Source organism: Rhodococcus sp. UFZ-B548 (assembly GCF_903819475.1).
GTDB classification, from domain to species: domain Bacteria; phylum Actinomycetota; class Actinomycetes; order Mycobacteriales; family Mycobacteriaceae; genus Rhodococcus_F; species Rhodococcus_F erythropolis.
In genome coordinates this window covers 24,232-47,650 of record NZ_CAIJDS010000053.1, presented here as the reverse complement: position 1 = coordinate 47,650, position 23,419 = coordinate 24,232, and the positions used below count along the sequence as shown (strand labels likewise).

Annotated in this window: 17 protein-coding genes; 5 read left to right on the top strand and 12 right to left on the bottom strand. The window is 57.0% G+C overall.

Features of this window, described 5'->3' with window-relative positions; genetic code table 11:
- Window positions 1–712 precede the first annotated feature (712 nt).
- From H7C86_RS30500 to H7C86_RS30480, 5 genes are all read right to left on the bottom strand, one after another.
- A complete protein-coding gene (locus H7C86_RS30500; RefSeq protein WP_182262836.1) occupies window positions 713–1,645 on the bottom strand; it encodes a LysR family transcriptional regulator in 933 nt (310 codons plus the stop codon).
- An 839-nt stretch (window positions 1,646–2,484) separates the two neighbouring features.
- Complete coding sequence (locus H7C86_RS30495; protein ID WP_182262835.1) at window positions 2,485–2,895, bottom strand: nuclear transport factor 2 family protein; 411 nt, start codon at window positions 2,893–2,895, stop codon at window positions 2,485–2,487.
- 265 nt (window positions 2,896–3,160) lie between these two features.
- Window positions 3,161–4,354, bottom strand: coding sequence for a cytochrome P450 (locus H7C86_RS30490; protein ID WP_182262834.1), 1,194 nt, complete (start codon window positions 4,352–4,354; stop codon window positions 3,161–3,163).
- Window positions 4,355–4,407: 53 nt separating this feature from the next.
- Entirely contained in the window at window positions 4,408–5,550 is a 1,143-nt protein-coding gene (locus tag H7C86_RS30485; RefSeq protein WP_182262833.1) for an NAD(P)/FAD-dependent oxidoreductase, read from the bottom strand.
- Window positions 5,547–5,738, bottom strand: a complete 192-nt coding sequence (locus H7C86_RS30480) for a ferredoxin (RefSeq protein ID WP_182262832.1) — start codon at window positions 5,736–5,738, stop codon at window positions 5,547–5,549. The genes H7C86_RS30485 and H7C86_RS30480 overlap by 4 nt, the downstream gene beginning before the upstream one ends.
- A gap of 1,019 nt (window positions 5,739–6,757) precedes the next feature.
- On the opposite strand from H7C86_RS30480, the gene H7C86_RS30475 reads away from it, so the two are divergent.
- The 4 genes from H7C86_RS30475 to zwf all read left to right on the top strand — a co-directional run bounded on the left by H7C86_RS30475 (window position 6,758) and on the right by zwf (window position 12,274).
- Window positions 6,758–7,780: a helix-turn-helix domain-containing protein gene (locus H7C86_RS30475; protein ID WP_220463483.1), complete on the top strand. Its 1,023-nt coding sequence runs from the start codon at window positions 6,758–6,760 to the stop codon at window positions 7,778–7,780.
- A 210-nt stretch (window positions 7,781–7,990) separates the two neighbouring features.
- Window positions 7,991–9,046: a maleylacetate reductase gene (locus H7C86_RS30470; RefSeq protein WP_182262831.1), complete on the top strand. Its 1,056-nt coding sequence runs from the start codon at window positions 7,991–7,993 to the stop codon at window positions 9,044–9,046.
- Window positions 9,043–9,942: a dioxygenase gene (locus tag H7C86_RS30465; RefSeq protein WP_182262830.1), complete on the top strand. Its 900-nt coding sequence runs from the start codon at window positions 9,043–9,045 to the stop codon at window positions 9,940–9,942. The genes H7C86_RS30470 and H7C86_RS30465 overlap by 4 nt, the downstream gene beginning before the upstream one ends.
- Before the next feature lie 811 nt (window positions 9,943–10,753).
- Entirely contained in the window at window positions 10,754–12,274 is a 1,521-nt protein-coding gene (gene zwf / locus H7C86_RS30460) for a glucose-6-phosphate dehydrogenase (protein WP_182262847.1), read from the top strand.
- A gap of 950 nt (window positions 12,275–13,224) precedes the next feature.
- Here the strand turns inward: zwf and pgi are convergent.
- The 4 genes from pgi to hxlB form a co-directional block, all read right to left on the bottom strand.
- Window positions 13,225–14,883, bottom strand: a complete 1,659-nt coding sequence (gene pgi, locus H7C86_RS30455) for a glucose-6-phosphate isomerase (protein ID WP_182262829.1) — start codon at window positions 14,881–14,883, stop codon at window positions 13,225–13,227.
- Complete coding sequence (gene gnd / locus H7C86_RS30450; RefSeq protein ID WP_182262828.1) at window positions 14,880–15,782, bottom strand: phosphogluconate dehydrogenase (NAD(+)-dependent, decarboxylating); 903 nt, start codon at window positions 15,780–15,782, stop codon at window positions 14,880–14,882. The genes pgi and gnd overlap by 4 nt, the downstream gene beginning before the upstream one ends.
- 209 nt (window positions 15,783–15,991) lie before the next feature.
- Entirely contained in the window at window positions 15,992–16,618 is a 627-nt protein-coding gene (hxlA, locus tag H7C86_RS30445; protein ID WP_182262827.1) for a 3-hexulose-6-phosphate synthase, read from the bottom strand.
- Between the two features lie 63 nt (window positions 16,619–16,681).
- Window positions 16,682–17,263 (bottom strand): 6-phospho-3-hexuloisomerase, encoded by a 582-nt coding sequence (gene hxlB, locus H7C86_RS30440; protein WP_182262826.1) that lies wholly within the window; start codon window positions 17,261–17,263, stop codon window positions 16,682–16,684.
- Between the two features lie 196 nt (window positions 17,264–17,459).
- Between hxlB and H7C86_RS30435 the strand changes: the two genes are divergently transcribed.
- Window positions 17,460–18,701: a LuxR C-terminal-related transcriptional regulator gene (locus H7C86_RS30435; protein ID WP_182262825.1), complete on the top strand. Its 1,242-nt coding sequence runs from the start codon at window positions 17,460–17,462 to the stop codon at window positions 18,699–18,701.
- 384 nt (window positions 18,702–19,085) lie between these two features.
- Here H7C86_RS30435 and H7C86_RS30430 read toward each other — a convergent pair whose 3' ends face one another.
- The 3 genes from H7C86_RS30430 to H7C86_RS30420 form a co-directional block, all read right to left on the bottom strand.
- A complete protein-coding gene (locus tag H7C86_RS30430) occupies window positions 19,086–19,787 on the bottom strand; it encodes an HAD family hydrolase (RefSeq protein ID WP_259349338.1) in 702 nt (233 codons plus the stop codon).
- 1,661 nt (window positions 19,788–21,448) lie between these two features.
- On the bottom strand, window positions 21,449–22,222 hold the full coding sequence (locus H7C86_RS30425) for an ABC transporter permease (RefSeq protein ID WP_397517280.1): 774 nt from the start codon (window positions 22,220–22,222) through the stop codon (window positions 21,449–21,451).
- Window positions 22,223–22,251: 29 nt separating this feature from the next.
- Entirely contained in the window at window positions 22,252–23,418 is a 1,167-nt protein-coding gene (locus H7C86_RS30420) for an ABC transporter substrate-binding protein (RefSeq protein ID WP_182262845.1), read from the bottom strand.
- Between the last annotated feature and the right edge of the window lies 1 nt (window position 23,419).

Sequence of the window (23,419 nt, the reverse complement as noted above, 5' to 3'; positions counted from 1 at the left end):
GTGGTAGATCGTTTCGTGGGACACGCGCATCTCCGGTCTGAACGGGATCCTCACAGTGAGCATCACTGAGATCTACTGAGGTGACCACTTGTCTGTCGCCATGCGATGACCTGATTACGGAGTTCGACGTTGACGACCAAGTTGGTGGGTTTCGGGGCAGCGGGCGCGTTGCTGCGCCGAGTAGCCGCGAGAGATCCCAACCGACTTGTGGCGGCCGATCCGATCCCTGGTCTGCCACAACGACAGATGCGACGCGAGGCCGATCGCGATCTCTTCTCGATCTGCCAGCGAGAGGAATCGCGTTTATCGATCCACCGTTGCCCAGTGGGGCTTAGTGAACCCGGCGGCTTTCGCCATCTGTCATCTCACCCGATCAGGGCCGTTGCAATCACCGGCTGAGCCCTCCCCAAGGCACCAGTGCGTAACCCACCCCACCAGCCAGAGTATCGAGGCGCTCTCCACCGGCCGACTCGCAAGTGACGAAGATCCTCCATGGGGAGTCGGGGGTACTGTTCACCTCATCCAATCCGTCAATCGTCTTAGCAGTACTAATGTACGGCCTGAATTCCGACACCGGCGGCAGTCGAGGTTCTGATACTCAAGTCGCGGAACGGGATTGCCTTGATGGAGGTGTCTGCGTCCGACACATTTGCCTCATCAGAATGCACTCATTCGGCGTTAACCGCACAGGTGCTTAAACTCGGATACACCTCTACAGACCGGTTGAAGAATCGAGATTCGCTGCCGTTACGGCCACACGATCCCGGAGCCAACGATGTGGAGGCTCTTCCGTATGCCGGGGATTCCAATACATCGCTTCATTTATGCCTGGCACTGGGATGGGGGGTTCGACCAAACGCAGGCCGTCCAGCGGTTGCATTGCAGCCGCTCGTTCAAGAACCAATCCCACCAGCGATGTCCCCCTAATAAGTAATGGCACCATGAGAAAGCTCTCGACCGTCATCTCTATACGCCGCTCTACGCCGAGTGAGGCTAAATGACGGTCGGCGAGGTTGAGTTGCCTATCTTGCCCAATGGAATAAACAAGGTGGGGCAACGCCAGGTAGTCGCTGCGGTCGAACCGATCTAGCACTGCAGGATCATGCATACTGCCGTCAACCATACAGACCCATCGGTCGGAAACGAGTGGGATGCCAAACCGCGAGGTGCCCTGCATCATCTCCTGCGGTTCGATGACGAGGTCTGCTGTGTCAAGGCGAAGCACAGCCTGGACATCAGGTGAGCGCGGCAAGACGTTAATTGTGACGTTCGGCGCTTCCACCGAGAGTGCACGGAGGAGAGGGGCAAGCACAACAGCTGTCGCATAGTCCGACGCACTGATTGAGAATGACCTAGCCATTGTCTCCGGCGTGTACTCATCACTGTCTGTGAAGACCTCATTGATCTTGCCAAGTATCTCCCTGAGTGGAAGAATGAGACCCTCTGCTCGACGGGTAAGCACAAGACTACGTCCGCTACGCACCATAAGTGGATCATCGAAAAGTCTCCGCAGACGTGACAGTGATCCGCTCATCGCCGACTGACTCAGATTCATTCTGCGGGCAGCCTCGCTGACGCTCTGTGTACTAAGCAAGGCATCGAGGTCCACTAGCAGATTTAAGTCGATGCTGCGCAGCTCGTTCATTAGGACAGCATATCGATAGCGTCGATCGATGCACCAGTATCCGTTGCCCTAAGATCCGAGAACCCAAGTCGCAGTACAGGGTTTGCTCTCACGACAAATGGTGACCGTCGAGAACATGAGAAAAACGGTGAACGTCGAGTTGGGAATCACACTCCCACCCCCTATTTCTACCTTCCCTCATAAATCGGCGATCGACTACCTCACAGTGACGTACGAGAATCTGCACTTGCACGGGGCAAGCACAACCGGCTTCTCCTGGGTCCGTGGTGCAACATTGCTCATCATGCCATGCTACGACCGCGACTCCTGCTACTTCCTCAGATTCACGGAAAGCGCGCAATCACAAAATGTCTCATCCAATTACCGCCATATTGCACGTGGGGATTATATCGCGCGTACGCCCACACAGCTTGTGTTCAGCGCCATCTCCTAGAACTACAGCAGTAGCCATACTGGAAATCGTATTCAAGGACCGATAAAATGGCCTCGCAATGATTTCGGTTTTGTGCTCAACACCCGGAAGATAATGCACGACTGAACCAACGAACATTGACCGACCTCCAACGATACCCACCGGCGCGATATCGATAGACAACACCAAACGTTCCACCATTACTGTTACGGGCTCTCCGCTCGCGCCACGGCCAAATAATCATCTAGCCTCTGCCATATAGCCGACCAGTATCAGCTCTGGCAGTCGACCATCTATAGACCGAATCTCACGAGGCGTAGTGGCCACCTCAGCCGACAGGTAACCCTCTGGCTTGAATTCGGCTAGGCAACATCCTGGTAGATGCGGTTGCATCCATCGCTGTTTCCGCGTGTCGACCAATAGTCCTTCAGTCGGCAGTCACGCTGAGTTGACGATGCAAAGCTCCACCGTCCCAATAATCGACACTCGACGTGATGGCTCCGTCTTTCACTTCTAGGATCTGAACACCAGATAACTGCAGGCTTTGACCGACCGGGCGGTACGAACCAAGACGTCCATGCAGATGGCCAACGAGTTCGTAAGCCACTGCAGCGCGATTTCCGTCAATGAGGACCTCGTCGTATCTCCATTGAACATCGGGTAGTGCCTCGAACAAACCAGCAAGTCCCACTGCTATCTTCTCCGGAGAATCATGGTCTGCTCCGACCGCAATATCACGATGTCGACAGATCGGCGCATACAGATCAGCTACCTGATCGGGTCGATGGCTGTTGTAGGCCTGGTACAGCTCTGTGACGAGCTGGAGTGTGGAACCCATCCGAAAATCTCCTAGGTAGACCGTTATCTTATTTTACGGCGTGCGACAGTTTGGGCGGAAGCGCTAGACGAACCGGCCCGTAACGATGCTCAGAGTCGCCACACAATGGTGCTACGGCCGCAGTTCATGGTTACTCATACGCCTGCCAGCCACACCTTCATTCGCAGTCACCACGAAAAGAACCCTAAATTCAGGCCCAGCCGGCAGATTTATAGATCACAAGTCAACCCTTACCAAGAGCCTCTGCCGGGTGGTAAGAATGCACCTAGCTAATCGTGACGGGGAGCGCGGACAGTGTGCGGGTCATATTGTTGAGGTCGCGTTCAGTCTCACCATGTAGCTCGAATCGTTTCACGTTGCGCGCCAAGGCATCGAGGACTGCATGCCCCTCGAGCTTGGCCAATCCTTGACCGGGACACCCGTGCATTCCGTACCCGAAGGCGACATGGTCACTCGCATCACGTTTCACGTCAAAGCTGTCTGGGTTTGGATACTTTCGTTCGTCGCGGTTTGCCGAAGCGAACAACAACAAGACGCGCGAGCCTGGCGGAAGCTCCAGTCCGTCAACGGCATACGGCTTAGTAGTTACTCGTGCAAACATCTGCGCGGGCGACTCGATTCGGAGTACCTCATTGAACACATTCGGGATCAGGCTGCGATCTGACCTAACGAGATCCCACTGATCAGGATTCTGGGCCAACAACCAAACGGCACTCCCGATAGCACTGATCGTAGTATCCAGGGCAGGTATGGAGTAACCCGCCATGAGCGGAACGACCGCCTCTTGCGGTATATCTCCTCTGGCCGCAGCCTCGTGGATCGTCGTTGCCAAACCGCCGGGGAGCATGCGGTCGGCTGTGCACACTTCAGCGAGCCAGTTGAACATTTCCCCAGCGATCGGCAGGGCTTTTTCGGAGCGAGCGTTGGCGGGGCCCATCGCATCGAAACTGGCGGTGCCCCAATGCAATAACTGGTCGCGCCCTTCTTCTGGAAAACCCAGCATTGTCAAAACAATTGAGATCGGAAAGGTACGAGCGAGATCTGCTACCGCGTCGAATTCACCACGAGCAAGCAACCCCTCGATGTGCTTGTCCGCTTTCGCTTGAATTTCAGGACGAAGAGCAGCGAGAGCGCGGGGAGCTAGTCTCTCCTTCAGCACATTCCTTAGTTGGGTATGTTCCGGAGGATCCGAATTGATGATGGTCCCCGCCATAGCGCCATTAATCGCAGGATTGAGTCCAACTCCCTTCGCTGAGGAAAATGTTTCCCAGTCATCGAGGGCCCCCCTGACCTGCTCATACCGCGTCAGTGCGTACATCTCGTACTTAGGGAGGTAGACGAGGGGAGCAATGTCGCGAAGTTCGCGGTAGAGCGGATAAGGGTTGGCCAGCGCTTCGTCGGTGAAGATGTCTATATCACTGTTCGGAATCAGTGAATTTTCAGTTGTGCCAGTAGTCATGGTAGAACCTTTCGTTACAGACATATTGAAATACTCGGGCCCGTTCGATCAGATCAGTTGCCTTCTTTAGCCAACGCGCGAAGCTTACGAACGGCAATTCGGTGATTGACTGCGGCAACAGTCGCCCCCTCGTCGCTCCTCCACCGGAAAAGACCTGCGCCAGATGAAAAGTCGCCAGCGAGAGTTTCACGCGACCCGGTCGCCGGTATCGCTCCGGATATCGTGATTGACAGTCCGAATGCTTCGGTCCAGAAGAACGGCGCCGGAATATATGGAGTTGCCGAGTCCGAGAGAATCAGAGATTCACCGGCGATCCGGGCCTGATCAAGGGCCGCTGTCCAGAACGGCGTTCGCGGTGCCAAAGCGAATGGACCACGCACGCGAGCGACGTCGCCTGCAGCAACGATATTGGCTGCAGCACGACAGTATTCATCGACCACCACGCCTTCCGCCAGCGGGAGGCCGCTGTCCGAAAGCCATTCGATATTCGCCCTACACCCGATAGCTGTTACCACGACATCGGCTTCCAATTGTGAGCCGTCCGGCATGACGAGGCCAGTCACACGGTCTGAACCAGTGAGCTGGAACTGCGACGGCGCCTGCACGAAAGTGACGCCTGCTTCGAGCGCGGCACGCGTAACCATGTCAGAAAGATCCGGCCCCAAATTCGGAACGAGCCCGGCGTACCGGCTGACCACAGTTGTTCGGACTCCCGCCTCGACACACGCCGAAGCAACTTCTGCTCCGACGAAGCCGCCGCCGATGACAATTGCGGATTTCGCGCCTCGGATCGCCTGCCGCAGTTTGACAGCGTCGTCGAGGGATCTCAGCACCATCTCGCCTGATTCGCCATCAGGCCGTAGCCGACGGGCCCGAGCGCCACTGGCAAGTACTAGACCTGAGTACTCAAGTGTGTCTCCCCCTGACAACATCACCCGATTGCGTTCAATGTCTAGACCTATTGCCGCACGTCCTGAAACAAATTCGATACCCTGGTCCGGCATGGGGAGGTGAACCGACTCGGCGGGTTCGTCCCCACAGAGCAACGCTTTCGACAACGCCGGCCGGGTATAGGGCGGGTGGGCCTCGGCCCCAATGATCGTAATTGGGCCTTCAAAACCCGCGCGCCGGGCAGCCTCGGCAGCCGCGACTCCGGCTGCGGATGCTCCGACTACAACAACGCCAGTTGAATTCATCGACTGACCAGAATGGCGGCCACAGGGCAGACTCGAGCTCCCGCTGCGGCCTCGGCTTCAAGTTCACTGGGTACCTGCGGTTGCAGGATCTCGACGTCGTCGTCATCCGGTAGGCGATAAACTCGGGGAGCGAGCTCTTCGCATAATCCGTACCCTTCGCAGCGACCTGCGTGAAGAGACAACTCCATGGCTACTCCTGATCCGTGCAAATGCATACTCTGCTCGCCACGATCGGTCACCGACCGGAAGGTTGGTTTCCTAGCTCAACGGCGGTGGACCCGCGGATTCACTGACCTACCGCGCGTGGTTACAGGTGCGACACTGCGACTGTAATTCGATTCGATTAATTTCCGGAGAGACGACATCTCGGGACCCGGTTCTGACAACCGTACGGTGATGTAAGGCACATACACCAACAGATAACACTGATGGGAGCTATCGGTGAAACGAATATGGCAGACAGTCTTGGGTGCCGGCTGGAAGGCTGATCGCTCACTGAACCAAGCGTCCGTGTCCATTTCTCCCGTACGCAATCAGTTCGACCAATGCGCTGAACGCAGGGTTTCAGAGCAGTCACGCGTGGGGGGTTATACCGCGCGATGAACCTTCATCCGTCCTTGGTAAACTGCAGTGTGGTGACACGGCTCCCGATATCCCCCCCGTATCCACTGGGTCACGCCGAGCCCAGCGCGACGAGCATCTCGTAGTGCGATTCTCTAGAAACGCTTCCGCGGCTCCGAGGCTCGATACACGTCTGGCTTTCCGGTCGAGTCGCCACTCGCAAAGAAAGTGAAGCTGGAGTGTCAGTACCTGTATCGCGACATCCTGGTCACCAAGGATTTCCACACCACACCCCAAGCAGTTGCTGCTAAAGAAACTGCCGATGCCACTAGGGCTTGGTCAAGCGTACCCGCTGGTCTCGGCGATTTACTCTGTCGCCGGACATTAGCCACACGAGGCTACGGGCAGGGCGTCATCGGATGACCTGGCACAGCTGAGCATCGCAGACAATCCTGTGACTGTCTGATCCCGAACCGACTAGGGAATATCGATGCAGCTCGACGAGCTAGGCAGATGGTGAGTGAATGCAGCTTCAACGTGAAGTGGCCAGCGCTGCCTCATATGACCGCCAAATCCCCTAGCGCCTGACCAAGGCAACCGATCTGGCGCAGAATTGGCTTGCGTTTTGGGAGAAGGGAGGTGAGAAGTGGAACGCCAAATCGGCAGACCGCCCCCACTTCGAGTATTCACGACAGCACATTTCGCACCTGATCTCCAGGTGCAACTGTGGGAGCGCCACAATGCTGAAGCCCTCATTGCGCAGCACCATGACGCCCCCACCGACCAACCGTTCACCGCACTTGAGTCGAACCTCCAACTCGGTGCACTGCACCTCGCGCTCGTTCGCGGCAGTCGGCATGCAGTCGAACGGTCCGCGGCCATGGCAGAGTCGTATCCTTCCGATTCGGTCATGATTTACACCGCGCTTCGCGGCGAGGCGATCTTCGAGCGTGCTGGCCACAGACGTCGTCTCCATCCCGGACACCTCCTCGTCTGCGACGCAGACCAACCATTCACACGGGTTTTTGGGCACGGCCTGGAGGAGCTCGTGGTGAAGGTACCGAGGCCTGTCTTCGAGGCGACAGCTGGGATCGCGGCATCGTCGGATTCCGTTGTCGTCAACAGTCATAGCACTTCTCACCCCTATGCACGTGCCCTGGTACGCATGGTCGGACAAGCGGTTCGTCCGAGGGAACCAGTACCCGCCGATGAGGCGTCCATTCTTGAGCTCGCCGCTGCCCTCGTAACAGGCGAACGGACACCGCTCGCCGTAGCGCATCGAGCGGCTGCCAAGGTGTTCATCGAAGACCATCTCACCGATCCAGATCTTGGCGCTGTCACGATCGCCACCGCAACTGGCATCAGTGAACGGACATTGTCGCGCGTTTTCGCTGACTCTCGCACCAGCGTCCCTCGGTATATCCTCGCCCGGCGACTGGACCTGGCATACAGTGTGCTCTCCGCGTCCGCTGGTACCCGAATCCGTACGGCCGATGTAGCCGTGCACTGCGGGTTTGGCTCGACTGCGTACTTCTCGCAAGCCTTCAAGCGCAGATTCGGCGCCGACGCCGGTGATGTGAGCCGCGCACGTAATTGCGCGTACTCATTTCCGCCAACCTTGGGATCACGCGTACCGGATTCCATTCCCTTTACCGAATACTCAGGCTAGAAGACCTTGACAGTGGGTTCAGCTAGGGGAATGGAGTCCGATGCCCATGTTCGACAATGGCCAATCCGAGACCCCCTCCGATGACGTGAAATCTGTCCGGAGGGGCCTCGTGTGGGGCGACGCCTCGGGTAGTGGCGTGATGAGTCTGCCGAATGATCGCACGTCAACGCACCTAGATAGGCGCACCGAGTTACCAGAAAGGGGTGTGTAATGCGGTTCATTCACGAAACCCTTCCCCAGCGGGTCGTGTTTGCTCCCCGGGATGCCTCATCCTCGCTGGCTGTAGAAGTCGAGCGCCTCGGGGCAACACGTCTGATGGTGATCGCCGGACAACGGGGATCAGCGCTGGCCCGAACCATCACGGAGGGGCTTCCCATTGCGCTGTGGCACGACGAGGTGGTTATGCATGTGCCGGTCGAAGTAGCGAATCGCGCGCGTGTAGCAGCAGCCGAGAATCATGTTGACGCTGTGGTCTCGATTGGGGGCGGCTCCGCCACAGGCCTGGCCAAAGCTGTAGCGCTGACTACTGGACTACCGATACTGGCGGTGCCGACGACGTATGCAGGAAGCGAAGCCACGGATGTATGGGGGCTGACCTCAGGTGTACACAAATCGACGGGGAGGGACGCACGAGTACTCCCGCGGGCTGTAATTTACGACGCAGAGCTTACTTTCGGGCTGCCGCGAGACATCGCCATAGCCTCCGGGCTCAACGCGTTGGCGCACTGCGTCGACTCACTGTGGGCTCCGAAAGCGGATCCGATAAACACTGCGCTCGCGGTGCAAGGGGTGCGAGCACTAGCCGCCGGCTTGCCGCTGATCGCGCAAGACCCGACCGGTATTAGTGGCCGCGAACAAACGCTGTACGGCGCATACCTTGCCGCTGTGGCCTTCGCGTCAGCCGGATCGGGGTTGCACCACAAGATCTGCCACGTTTTGGGTGGGCGCTACGACCTTCCGCACGCACAGATGCATTCAGTGGTGCTCCCGTACGTACTCGCATTCAATGCACCGAACGCTCCGGCCGCTGCTGACCAGCTGAAAGCTGCCTTCGGATCTGCAACCGCCCTGTCAGGACTCCAGTCGCTGCGCAAGACCCTCGATGCTCCGTTGGCACTGCGTGATTACGGGTTTAGTGAGGCCGATCTGCCCGATGCTACTGCCGCGGTCCTGCTCGCTGTACCGCCGAGTAACCCCACCGCTGCAACCACAGAAAACATCAGCGCATTACTGCGAGCTGCCTTGGAAGGAACCGAACCATCATGACCAAAACTCCCGACGTTGGAGCTGAGCAACGCGTTCTTGAAGACGACCTGGTCGCCACGGTCGTCATGTCCTTCGAGAAGGCTGTCGACCCACGACTTAGAGAGGTGATGCAAGCACTGACCCGGCACCTGCATGCTTTCATCCGGGACGTGCGCCTCACCGAACAAGAATGGACCACTGCTATCGAGTTCCTGACCGCGGTAGGACAAATTACCGACGATAAGCGTCAGGAATTCGTCCTACTGTCTGATGTCCTTGGCGCCTCTATGCAGACCATTGCCGTCAACAACCGTGCCTACAGAGCAGCAACAGAAGCAACGGTCTTCGGCCCGTTCTTCGTCGACGACGCACCTCAAATCCCACTCGGGGGAGACATCGCGGGTGGCGCAGCGGGACAGCCTTGCTGGATCGAAGGCACCGTGACCGACACCGACGGCAACGCGATCCCCGGCGCACGGATCGAAGTCTGGGAATGCGACGAAGACGGCTTCTACGACGTTCAGTATGGCGATGGACGAATGGCCGGCCGCGCTCACCTGTTCACCGACGAGAACGGATCTTACCGATTCTGGGGGCTTACCCCGGTCCCATATCCGATCCCTCATGATGGTCCGGTCGGCAGGATGCTTGAGGCGGTCGGTCGCTCACCCGTCCGGGCTGCACATCTCCATTTCATGGTTACAGCGCCCGAACTCCGAACTCTCGTTACCCATATATTCGTCGAAGGGGACCCTCAACTCGTCATCGGTGACAGTGTCTTCGGTGTAAAGAGTTCGCTCATAAAGCAGTTCGCACAACAGTCCGCAGGAACACCTACCCCTGACGGTCGCGCTCTCGGTTATCGTACCTGGGCAAGAACGCGTTTCGATATCGTCCTCGCCCCAGTCGCAACCTGAAACACCCACCCTCATGCTGCAATCTTGGTGGGATGTAGGGACATGTAGGGACACAGCGCCCTGGCCTTGCCCCGAGGAGAGTCTGTTCGGTCGCAAGTCAATTACAATCGCGTCGAACCGGAACCAGGCTCGGTGTAAGCAGGCAGGAATCACCCTGTCCAATAGTGGTCACCCTCGGAGAGTTGCTGACTACCGTAAGAACCACCACACGTGTTCGGAACCCAATTCACTGATGCAACTCGCGATATCTCGTGGTCAATACCAATTCGATAGCCAGGCAACACTATTCGAAGAGCGAAAGTGATCGAGTTCCGGTACCGCCGGGTCGTCTGTGGTGCCTCGACAGTAGTTAGTAACACGGTTCGGATCAGGAAGTGGAGGGCTCACTGTTGGCAATCGGACAACACCACATTCAACTGTGCCTAGTGACAGCACCGGGTCTATAGCAACAGTCGTAGTCGCAGGATCTCGGGTGCCCACCATTTCAGGTTCGCAGACGCATTCAAATTCCCACCCAGTCGGTCTGGCGCTCCGTGTCACGACAACGGACGCTACCCTGCCCAGCCTGGACTACACCGGTTCCCGCCTCTGCCGAATCGTCGTAGTTTTCGCGGGTAAACCACGGCAGTAATACCGATCACTACCCATCCGACCAGTAGCAATCCCCCATTTGGACTGGTGTGTAGACCGCAGCGACGGGCGACACTGGGAAACTGTACCTGCCTACCGGCTGAGGTGCGATTAGACGAAGTTACTTTGTTTCGAATCGGGAGACCACCTCGTGAGCGTGACTGCACCGACCCAGCCGTCGCTGATCAACACCATCGACGACTCCAAGACCGTACCTGTAAAGCTCAGGCCCACAGTAGCAAGCCGCATTCCGTTGGCGCCCTCGACTCTAGTGATCTTCGGGATCACAGGCGACTTGGCGCGGAAGAAACTACTGCCAGCGGTCTATCAGCTATTTGAGCGAGGCCTACTTCCTCCAACATTTTCACTTCTAGGTTTCGGTCGACAAGAGCCTGTACAAGTTCTCGGGATCATCCGAAAGGCAATGGAAGCCGGCGCTGGCGACGGCTTCCAGGAGTCCGTGTGGAACCAAATCGCTGAGCGATTTCGGTATGTACGTGGCACATTCGATGATCTGTCCTCCTTCGAGACGCTACGCGACGAACTCGCATGCACAGCTGACCCTGGCGGAAGCAACTTTGCGTTTTACATGTCGATCTCACCGGACCATTTCGCTCAAGTCTGCATGCAACTCAAGGCCGTGGGTTTACATCGCGACGATACTGGTTGGAGACGAGTGGTCGTCGAAAAGCCATTCGGTAATGATCTTTCGACCTCACGAGCGCTCGGCGATACCGTTAGTTCGGTGTTCGGGCCCGAGTCGGTGTACCGCGTCGATCACTACCTCGGCAAGGAAACCGTGCAAAACATTCTTGCCCTACGGTTTGCCAATGGTCTCTTCGAACCGCTATGGAACCATCACCACATCGACCATGTTCAAATAACAATGGCCGAAGAGATCGGTGTTACGGGCCGTGCTGGCTACTACGATGGAGTAGGAGCAACTCGGGACGTCATCCAGAACCACCTATTGCAGATCTTGGCACTGATCGCTATGGAAGAGCCAGTGACGCTTTCGGCCGAGCAAATGTCCACCGAGAAGGTCAAAGTACTCTCCGCTGCGCATGCAATAGGGCCGTTCTCTGAAACGACATCCCGTGGCCAGTACACCGCGACCACCCGCAACGGCACCTACTTTCCTGGCTTGGCTGAAGAAGATGGATTTGATGGAAGCTCCACTACCGAAACTTTCGCAGCGCTGACCGTGCAAATTGCCAATCGCCGATGGGCGGGCGTGCCTTTCTTCATACGAGCCGGCAAACGGCTGGGCAGGCAATACACCGAAATCGCAGTGACCTTCCGCGCCACACATCGACTACATGGCACCGGGGATAATGCTCCGCCCCAGAACACCCTCGTTGTGCGTGTGCAGCCCGACGCTGGCATATCACTACGGATCGGCGCAAAAGTGCCGGGCAGCGGAATGGAAATCCAAAACGTCGATCTAAATATGTCATACGCAGAGTCATTTCAGCGGGCATCACCGGAGGCATACGAGCGACTCATCCTAGACGTTCTCCGTGGTGATGCGTCGCTTTTTCCGACACAGGAGGAGATTGAAGCCTCATGGGCTGTCGTGGACCCCGTCATCACCCACTGGGCCACGTCTACCAGTCGACCCGACTTGTACGAGTCAGGCAGTACTGGTCCTGCTTCTGCGGATGCTGTCCTCTCAAGATCTGGGCGAGCGTGGCGCCCATAGCTTCCAGTTAAAAACGAGATGGAATATTATTCCAAGGACTTACGCAAGAACTCGCGGTAAATCCATGGCGCAACGATAATTGGAGCTTAACCTGGTTGAATTCAGACATCTGCGGGTGAATAATTTCAGTAACGTAGAAAACCACGTGCTTATATCTACATCCAGTTACCCTAACACCCCAGATACGCCACCGACCGCGCGGTCGTAGGCAATCAATAAAACTACCACCAACAGAGTTCTGCACACACCGCCAACATGATCGGGCCATACAGTTTGAGTGCAACTGCCATAGTCGTACCGTGTATCCGACGCAACCGTGTCCCGCTTAATTGCCGCTCTCGCCACACCCCCGGCCGTATCGACGCAATCGACTCGGCACCGCAACCCACAAGATGCAGTGGGCTCAACTTGGCCAACGAGATGACCGAAGCCGGCCATGAAACACCTGTGGATATCGGGGCGGGATTTGTGCAACGAGTTTGTCAACGCCGCATGAACCGCTAACCGACGGACTCGTTTCGCTATACGGTATCCTCATGCTGTTGAAAGGGATTGCGCATACAAGGTAAGACCATATTCAGCGCTTAAGACTGTGTTCGGTCGACTAGACTCGTTCGTGACTGACCGGCTTCCCAATCACCTAATTTTCCATCGCTCGTCCTCGTGTTTCTCTCTCCAAGACCACGGGGTCTGCGCCCGTCAGCCTGCCGCACACCCCCTCGGCTGATCACGTCCGTATCAACCCAGAGTCAAACCATTGCTATCACCGATCTGATCCGGAAGATTAATTTTGGCAGAAGCAGATTGAATATGACTTCGGAGAAGGACTAAGCGAAACATGGGTCTTTCTTCATATCCGAATGCAAATATTGAGTCCCTTATACTAGATCGAGGTTAACGGATCACCGCCTGAGCCTGCATAGGTCGCCTCCTTCGGGCAGCCACAATTTTCAGACGCTGCCTCGTGAAATCTGCCGGTAGCGCTGCACGAGAGCACGCGTCGAGCTATCGAGGTTCGTCAAGGGTGAATTGCTAGAGAGGGCGGGTTCAAGCTCGAGTGCTTGCACTTTGCCGAGTTCAACACCCCACTGATCGAACGAGTCGATACCGCAGAGTACGCCTTCAACAAAAACTTGGTGCTCATACAGAGCAATGAGTTGACCGAGAGACTCGGGTGTTAGTTTCGGGGCCAGGATAGTAGTTGACGGCCGGTTGCCTGGCATCATTTTGTGACGGGCGAGGCTCGGGGTTGAGCCTTCCGCTTCGATCTCGTCCACGGTTTTGCCGAACGCGAGCACTTTCGACTGTGCGAACAGATTGCTCATAAGGATGTCATGCACACTACCGGTGCCGTCGATGGTAGGTAGATCATGTGTAGGTTCGGCGAACCCGATGAAGTCCGTAGGAATCAGATGGGTACCCTGGTGCAGCAATTGGTAGAAAGCGTGTTGCCCGTTGGTACCCGGTTCACCCCAAAAGATCGACCCAGTCCGGGTGTGCACCGGGTCGCCAGTCACCGTCACTGATTTGCCGTTTGACTCCATAGCGAGTTGTTGAAGGTAGGACGGGAAACGAGCGAGGTCATTCGAATACGGCAGTACCGCGCGAGTTTCTGTGCCATAAAAGTTCGAATACCAAAACCCTAACAGTCCAAGTAATACCGGTGCATTGGCTTCAAGCGGGGCTGTCGCGAAATGTCGGTCGATCGTGTACATACCGCTGAGTAAGTCGTGGAAATTTTCTACGCCAATCGCAACCATGACCGAGAGCCCGATCGCTGACCCCACAGAGTAGCGGCCGCCAACCCAGTCCCAAAACTCGAACATATTGGCGGTGTCAATACCAAAGGCAGCTACCCGTTCGGCATTGGTAGAGACTGCGACGAAATGCCTAGCGACCGCTGATTCACCCAAGTGGTCTGTTACCCAGCGACGTGCTGCAGTCGCATTGGTAAGTGTCTCAAGTGTGGAAAACGTTTTCGACGCAACGATGAATAGAGTACTGGCGGGATCGAGCTCGACGAGCGTGGCGGTCAAGTCAGCAGGGTCGACGTTGGAGACGAAACGTACAGCGAACGCAGGATCGATATAGGCGCGCAACGCTCGGGTAACCATCTGTGGTCCAAGGTCCGAACCACCGATGCCGATGTTTACGACAGTTTTGATTCGTTCGCCGGTCGCGCCTAGCCACTTTCCGGTGCGGACATCATCAGTGAAAGCTGCCATCCGATCGAGAACCCGATGGACATCCGCGACCACTTGCTGCCCGTCCACAATCAGGGACGCGCTTCGCGGCAACCGCAGGGCCGTGTGCAGTACTGCTCGGTCTTCGGATGTATTGATATGTTCCCCACGCATCATGGCGTCTCGTCGTACTTCAACGCCGACGACCCGCGCAAGATCAACAAGTAGTGCGAGGGTGGAGCGATCGATCAGGTGCTTACTGTAATCGATGTACAGACACCCGGCTTGCACAGCAAAATTCTGTCCCCTACTGGGGTCCGCTGCGAACAGCGCTCGCAGATCCGTATCCACCGTCTTCGCATGGCGAACACCGAGCCGCCTCCACGTTTCGGAGGTGGTGATGTCCGGCTGAGTAGCGCCTGTCATAGTTCTACGCCCGGTACCTCGGCGGGCTGGACAGCATGCCCTCCGAACTGCTGACGCAGCGCAGAAACTGCCTTCATGGTTGGCGAGTCGATCTGTCTGGAGGCGAAGCGAGCAAAGAGGGCAGCGGAGATAACCGGCACCGGAACGCGGTGGGTGATGGCTTCTTCGACCGTCCAACGGCCCTCGCCGGAGTCTTCAGTAAATCCGCTGATAGATGTGAGCCCCGGATCCGCTGCCAGCGCATCGACAAGGAGGTCGAGCAACCACGATCGTACGACCGTTCCGCTGCGCCAAGCCTGCATGACGGCACCCGCGTCGGCGATCCGATCTTCGGCAGCGAGTAGTTCGTACCCTTCGGCGTAAGCCTGCATTAGTCCGTATTCGATGCCGTTGTGGACCATCTTGGCGTAGTGCCCGGCTCCGGTTGGGCCGGCGTGGACGAAGGAGTCGCCACGATCCCCTCCAGGGCGCAGGGCATCGAAGATCGGCATCAGATGTGCGATATCGGTGGGGTCGCCGCCAGCCATCAGCGCGTATCCGTTGACTCGTCCCCAGATGCCCCCGGAGACTCCGCAATCGACGTAGCGGATTCCATGTTCGGCGAGAATATCGGAATTGATGCTGTCGTCGGAGAAACGCGAATTGCCACCATCGACAACAAGATCTCCCGGTTCCAGAAGCTCGGACAGGTCGCGGACGACATCTCGGGTCGCTTCCCCCGCAGGAACCATCAGCCACACGCTTCTCGGTGTTGTCAGGGACGCCACCAGTTCGCGCAGGGTGCTCACATCGCTGACAGCGGGGTTAGGGTCATATCCGAGGGCATCATGACCATGCTCACGCAGCCTGTCTCGCATGTTCAAGCCCATTCTTCCGAGACCGACAAATCCCAGTTCCATTATTCCACCGTTCTTTTCGTACCGAACGCCTCCTCGTTCCGCGTCCAGTTCGGTTTGTGTTTTGGGTCTTCCCGCGGGGGGCGTGCACACCTACTGTGTAAACGAACGCCGCTGCGTCTCCCTATGAGGTCGTAACAACACCAAGAACGGTGGTGGCCCAGAACCGTAGATAGAAAGTTCAGGGCCACCACCGTGGTCAAATAGAGCTGTCAGCTCAACGCATCCTTGAGTGCCTTGGCCGCAGCGGCCGGGTCTTCAGCGCTGTATATCGCACCGCCGGCAACAGCGACCTCCGCGCCTGAATCGCGCACGGCTGCAATTGTATCGAGCTTAACTCCACCCGCGATGGAGAAGGCCACACCGGCAATCTTGCCGTCATCGAGAAGGGTCTGGATGGAGTAGCCGGGCTGAGCTTGTTCGTCGAGACCGGCGTGAATCTCGACGAAAGCGACGCCGAGCTTTGCGATCTGGCGAGCGCGCTCGACGCGATTTTCCACACCGATCAGGTCGGCCACAACCTTCTTGCCGTGCTTCTTCCCGGCCTCGACAGCACCCTTAATGGTGGCATCTCCAGCGGCACCGAGCACCGTTACTAGATCCGCGCCTGCGGAAAATGCAATGTCCGCCTCGAGGAATCCAGCGTCGGCAGTTTTGAGGTCGGCAAAGACTTCCTTGTCCGGGTGTGCCGCCTTGACGGCGCTGATGACGCTGAGCCCTTCACTCTTGATCAGAGGGGTTCCGAGCTCGATGATGTCGACATAAGGGGCCACCTTGTGGGTGAGCGCCAGCGCATCTGCAGTGGTGAGCAAATCTACAGCAACCTGCAACTTTGTCATGAACTATTCTCCTGATTTGGGTGTGTTGTGACGGAAAATACTGGTGTGCTTGGCGTAGGCCGGTCAGCCGATGTTGGCGTGACGCTGCCAGAGCCGTTCCGCGGTCTGATCCGCGCTGCTCCACAGTGAGAAGAACAGAGCATCGAAGGCCAGGAGCACAGACTGCTCGAATAGACTGCCCGCATACTGAAGAGTGACCGCGGCACTGTGGTCCTGTTTGTCTGCCGCCGGTAGGACCAAAACCTCATCCGCACGGTGTGACAGCAAAGATTCCGGTGCAGTCGTGATGGCGAGGACCGAAGCCCCTACCTCTTTGGCGGTATCGGCGGCAGAGACCACGATTCCTGTCCCTCCCGATCCTGACACCGCAATCAATAAGTCGCCTTCAGCGATCGCCGGTGCGGTTACTTCACCGGCGACATGGACACGCAGCCCTAGATGCATCAGTCGCATCGCGGCCATCTGGACGGCTAGACCACTGCGCCCGCTGCCGATAACGAAAATCGCGAGAGACGAGGTGATCAGCACGCCAGCACGGTCCCACGCCTCCGCCGATACGGCGTTAAGAAGTCGGTGGTTCTCCTCAAGCACGATCTGGCGGCCGACGCTGAACTTGACCGGAGTTTGTTCAACGATGGCTGTCATGGTCCTCCTCAGTTACTGCGGGATTTCTTCCAAGGGCAATCGTCCCCATCCGAGCCTGTCGTAGCACCCCGCCTGTCGGCGAGTTCCTTCTACCTGTTCGGATAGTTCCCCCCGTCACCAAAAGCCGTAGCATTGCATGGTGGTCAGCTATCAAGGGATCCCAACGCATCAACCGCACATGCACCCCTGGGGTGGCATGCGAACGGTCATTTCTGGCCCACTCCCGGAAATCGCGTTCCGCTTCTCGAAACTGATCGCGGAGATCTGGCCCCATGAGGCACTGGTGATCTATACCCGTGAGTGCACTGGACGTCCCCGCAAAGTGGCCGGCAATTGTGACGTTGTCGACCGGGTAACCGTTGACGAGCTAGCCGCGTTGAAACTGACGATTGCCGCCGGCGAAATGGCCAGTGGTCTTCACACTTTCGGGGGTGTTCGTCGTCAAGTATGGGCGGTTCGCGATATCACCGATACGCTCCTGGTGATCCTGCCCAAACAGACCCAACTCGATGTGCCCGACCCCGACGCAATCGCCGCCGCATTCGGGATCGTCGCAACATCGATCCAACAACAGGTAGCCCAGGCCAGCCCTGACTACTTGGCCGAATCGCGAGCGGCGTCGGTTGAACGAGCCCGTACCATCGCTGAACTCACGGAACTTCACGCAGCGACGCTGTCGTCTCTCCTCGGAACTCTGCGTTCCCATGATCTCGATGACCGTCGCTCACGTCTCACTGCCAGTGAGACGGCATCTTCCGCACTAATCGCACTTCGGACCGCCGGCACGGTAGATCGGGCGTTTTCCGAAGAAGCCGTCACAACCGCGTTTGCCCGCCTACAAGGCGAGTTGCGCCCCTTATTGCGGCACCGGAATGTCAAGGTCGACTACGTGGAACCGCCCGCAGACGGGCGGCCACTGCCAGGCGAGATCGCGCACGCCGCGCGGGCGATGGTTCGTGCGATCGTGCTCACCTTCGGGGAGCAACCAGTACTATCTCGGATGCGAATCGCGTGGGACTGCGATGGGGACAATGTGCTCATAGAAGTCCGCGACCAGGGTCCCGGTGCGATCGACCGCAGCATGCTTGCCCGGCAACTGTCCGGGCGCCTGCAAACCTTGCACGGGCAAATCGATATCGACTCGGTTGCTGGATGGGGAAGCCGTATCACACTCACGATCCCATTGGATCCGCCAGTAGTGAGACCCCATGAAAGCCCGCTAGCGGAGCTAAATCCTCGCGAACTAGAGGTTCTTACCCATCTCGCGGCTGGAATGCGAAACAAGCCCATAGCCGCCGAGCTCGGTGTCGCAGAAAGCACCGTGAAGTTCCATGTCACCAGCGTATTGCGGAAACTCGGTGTCACCAATCGAGGCGAGGCAGGTGCGATCGCGATCCGCGCTGGGATCGTTCGCGCGGACAAGACACGGCCCGCATGATCACTATGCACCTGTGAATCGCGGGGCGTCCAACTCAAAGTTTCACAAACACAGCGGACGACTCAACCGCACCGAAAGAATATAAACCCGACATTATGAAAGTACAAATGCGGAAAATTAGGGATGCGCCGCGCACTGCCCTTTCCAATCTGACAGCCCGTCTCAAGAATTTGGAACGTGAATAAATCAGCAGCTCAATCGGTATCCGTCGCACCCGAATCTCGTTGACGTAAAACCGGTTCGTGTCATATGAAGTAGGCCAGAGTGACATGCCAGACGAAAATAGGCAAATACTTCGAGCCCTGAATATAGATTCGCTGGGCGAGCTTACTCCCACAGACCCAGTCGCACTGTTTAATCCATACCTCCATTACTATCCAGATACTACCTAGATATGCTATGTATGAGCCCAGGTAGTTCGGCGAATTCCGAAACGGACAACGAAACAAATCTCGAATTAACCGGGGGTGATCCTATGTAGATAGTCCCCATGCCTACAGATTGAGGCCCGACGACATCCGGAATCCAAGCATCACCGACAAAAAGTGTCTCCTCCGCACGGGCGTTCACCGCTTCAAGGGAAATCCTGAATATCTCTGGGTGCGGTTTTCTCCAACCCACATCAATCGAGGTGGTCACGGATTCAAAGTAATCCTCGATTTTGAATTTTTCGATCAGACTCGGAACCAGATCCGAATCGTGAGTATTCGAGACGACGGATAAAACATGAGATTCTCCGATTTCCCGCAAGCAAGCTTCCAAGCCAGCCACGGGCGAAATGGAACTAGTCCAAGCCTCCAGATAAGCAGCAATCAAGTCTCTTTGGGAGTCTTCAGTGACGTCAGCGCAGCTTAGGCCCTTATGGAACAGGCGAACCACGTCAGACATGGAGAATTCTGACCCGTCTAATTCCGATATCACTTCGAGTTCGCGCCACGCTGACAGCCATAATTCATCCACACGCTCTTCACTGCACTCCATCCCTGCACGAGAGATATATTCGAACGGCGCATTAACAGTTGCCCCTACCGGGCTAGGGTCGTAATCGACCAGAGTGCCGAAGAAATCAAAAAAGACGTGCTTTATGATGGTGTCGCCTCAACCTTCATGTGAGCCAGAAAAATTCGTCACCCTGATTTCTGTAGTTCAGATTCGGGTTCGTGACTAGACCTTACCGTTCCGGATGCCTCCAGTCACTCCCAACCTTCAGGCGGGATTGGAAATTTCCATTTTTCGTCTCTGCCTGAGGTTCGTCGCCTCCAAAATTCAAGAACACGTACTTCGAGAACCTACGGACGACCTTCGTGCGGTAGACGTGCGCCGCGCAAGTTCGAAGTATGTCCAGCCTTGCTGGCCTAGATACTTCAAGGTGGCGGAGTATGCGGCACCCCTACTATGAGGTTGGTGTGCTGACCTTCCATCTCGCTGGTGAAATTTCGGCACTGGAGGGCAGATGTTGTGGTCGAGGACATCAAACACCTATCGGCACCCCACAACCGATGTCGTCTCTGATTTTAGGCCATCACGTTAGCGAAGCTAACGAGAGGCGAATCCAAGCACACGCCACTCGCCCGTCAATCCCGCAACCGGAGTTGACGCCGGTTAAGCACTGCGTAGCCTAGTGAACTCACGCTCCCCACTCCGATGCCATCAGTGGGTACGAGCCCGCCATGACTGCCCTGGCGACTGTTCTGACCGCCACAGCCTGCGCTTCTTCCGCCATGCCAGCAAAGCCCATGGCAACACTGATGTTGCGGCCGACGAAAACTGTTCAGCACTGCCGACGTGGAAACCGCGGAACTCGGCAGCAACACCGCGCCGCGAGCTCCCCCGCACAACCACCTTTACCTCGGTGGGTCTGCCGTACCCACCTCGGACGCTCGTCGGCGGTTTGTGGCGGGCTCGACAGATCACCTGCTGCCCTGGCGACTAGGCACGGAAGGACGTCCCGGACGGTGATGGGTCGTTTCGGCTGCAAATTGAGAGGTGTTCGACAACTTGTCATTGTGTAAAGGTGTGCCGGCGAAACAGCCCTGACGAGCCCCCGTGTGTTCGAGAGGATGTCATCTGGTTGACAGTGTTTGGGTGGGGATGATCTCGGTCATCACCTGCGGCTACTGATGGCAACGTGTGGTGCTGTGGTTACGTCGCACACGCAACAACCAAGGGGGAACGCAATACCGCTGAAATGGCCGACACGAAATCGGTAAGCGTTGACAATTCCAAAATATAGCATCACCGTTTCGGGTTCACCCGACCTGAGGTGTGCTCCGCGAACCCGGAATCAAGACCGCTCTACGCATACGCAACCCAGAAAACGCGACCACCTCGGTTGCGAAATCGGCGAGTCACGCTCTCTACCTGGATGAGATCGGTCGGATGATGTCGAGCCGCCGCACAGTTGGAGCAGCCCTGGTCCGGGTCGCACATTATCCACCGAGTGCGTTAACCGAGCCCCGCCTTCGGACCGACCGAACGAACCTTGAAGTGTGAACTCATCACAGCCCAGTTCACTGCCTTACCGGCGCTATGAACGAATCCAGGCGCGGCGGTTAGATCGGTACCATCAGAAAGTATCTTGACAATACATTGACTGGACGGGCGTATGGGTTGTCGCACCGGGCTAGAAGACCTCAGAATTAACACATCGCCGCCGCCTGACTATCCGGGAGTTATACCGCAACTGCTCGAGTGGCATGGACGGAATAGAGCGCTACCGAATGCCCAGCGACCTGGCATGCATTACGTCAGTCCGATCTACTGGAAACCCGTGCGACACGCGCCCCTGCCCCAGATCGTTCCCCGTTCAATAAGTACCGAGCAACCAAATCCAAAATGAAACCGAGTAGCCCGATCACAAGAATTACCGCCATCACCTGGCTATAAGCCAGTTGATCACGCGCGTTCAGGATCTGATACCCCAACCCGGATCGCACACCAAGCATTTCAGCGGGGACCAGGACCACCCATGCGATACCCAGGCCGATTCGAATTCCTGTCTGGACATGTGCCCTGATTGCAGGCAAAACCACAGCACCTATCTGCTCCCACCGAGTAGCACCAAAAGACTTCGCCACCATCAGATGTCCAGGGTCTATCGACTGGACACCTGCCGCGGTGTTGATGACTATCGGCCACACCGCAGCCATGGCGATCAAGAAATACACCGGTTGATGACCAATCCCGAAGAGTGCAACGGCAATTGGAGCCCAGGCGAGCGGCGAGATCATACGCAGGAACTGAACAATGGGCATGCTCGCGCGTTCGAGGGTGACATTGAGTCCAATCAGCAATCCGAGCGGGAGGCCGATAACGATCGCGACCAGCAGCCCTACGAGTAGTCTCCACATGCTGGCCATCGCATCGTCGACCAGAACACCGCGTTCGATCAGTTCCCTGAGTGCAGGCAAGACCCGTTGTGGGGCGAAGTCTCGGATCAGTGAGTCACTGCCGACAGTCACGCTGGTGACGAACCACCACACCAGGACAGCGAGAGCCAGTGCAGCGAGAGGTGGCCACATCGTTTCGCGCCGGAATGGAAACAACTGTGTCATGACGCATCCACTTCTTCTGTTCGACTAAAGGATGACAGACCTACTACACCGGGCCCGCCGTACAGATCAATTGATTGGCGGACGAATCTGTCGTCAACCAGATCGTCATGCGTAGTATTCGGATCGAGTCTGTCTAGAAATCGCGTGTCTCCGTCGACCACTGTGTTGTGCATCGCTTCGACCAACTCTGCGGTGAAGCTGGAGAACGGAAATGGTTGAAACCCAATGCGTTGGGGCTCCCATTCCGGATGAGCCACGACGTACTTATCAGCCTGATAGGTCAAGGACTTGGTGATAGCCGGAAGCGGCTGTGGCAAGTACTTTCCATCCGATAACATAGCTGATGCAGCTCCCCTGTCGCCCACTATTTTTATCTGGGCTGCCACTACTGCGTTGGTGATGCCTTGCACGGCAGTCGGATTGCGCTCGATGAGGTCTGCATGCACCAACAGCGCGCAACAGGCATGTTCTCTCCATACGTCCCCGATGAACGAGTGGATCCGCCCGATTCCGCGAATCTCCGCAACCGCGTTGAACGGATCGGCGACGGTGTATCCGCCTATCGAGCCTGCGGCCAAGGCCGGCACCATGTCAGATGGGCTCATCACGATCAGCTCCACGGTTCGGCCTGATTTCGAAGCGCGCTGTCGTACGACTGGGATTAGGCCGTGTGCACGGAACAGTTTTTGGATTGCGATGTTGTGAATGGACCACCAAAACGGAATCGCAACCTGCTGACCCGCGAGATCGCCGAGTTCGCGTATATGCGGTGCGACGGTAAATGCTGACCCATTGGTATGGTTCCATCCCAGGATCTTGACGTCAGATCCCAGCGAGTACCGCAACTGAATGGCCATCGGCATCAGCAAATGAACTATATCGACCTCACGAGAGACAAATGCCTCAGCCAATGAAGCCCAGCTTCTGAACAATACTGGCTTCGAGGTACTGACAACATTCGGCTGATACAGGCCTTCACTGTGAGCGACTAGAAGGGGCGCTGCGTCCGTGATCGGGAGGTACCCAACACGAAGGCGCTCGGTAGCATTCGATCTGTCAGCCGAGGCTGCGCGGGCAAGGTCGACTACGCCTGCCAACCCTCCCGCAGCGGCGATACCAGTTACCCCTTGCAAGAGGGATCGACGGCTTAAGCTGCGCTTCATA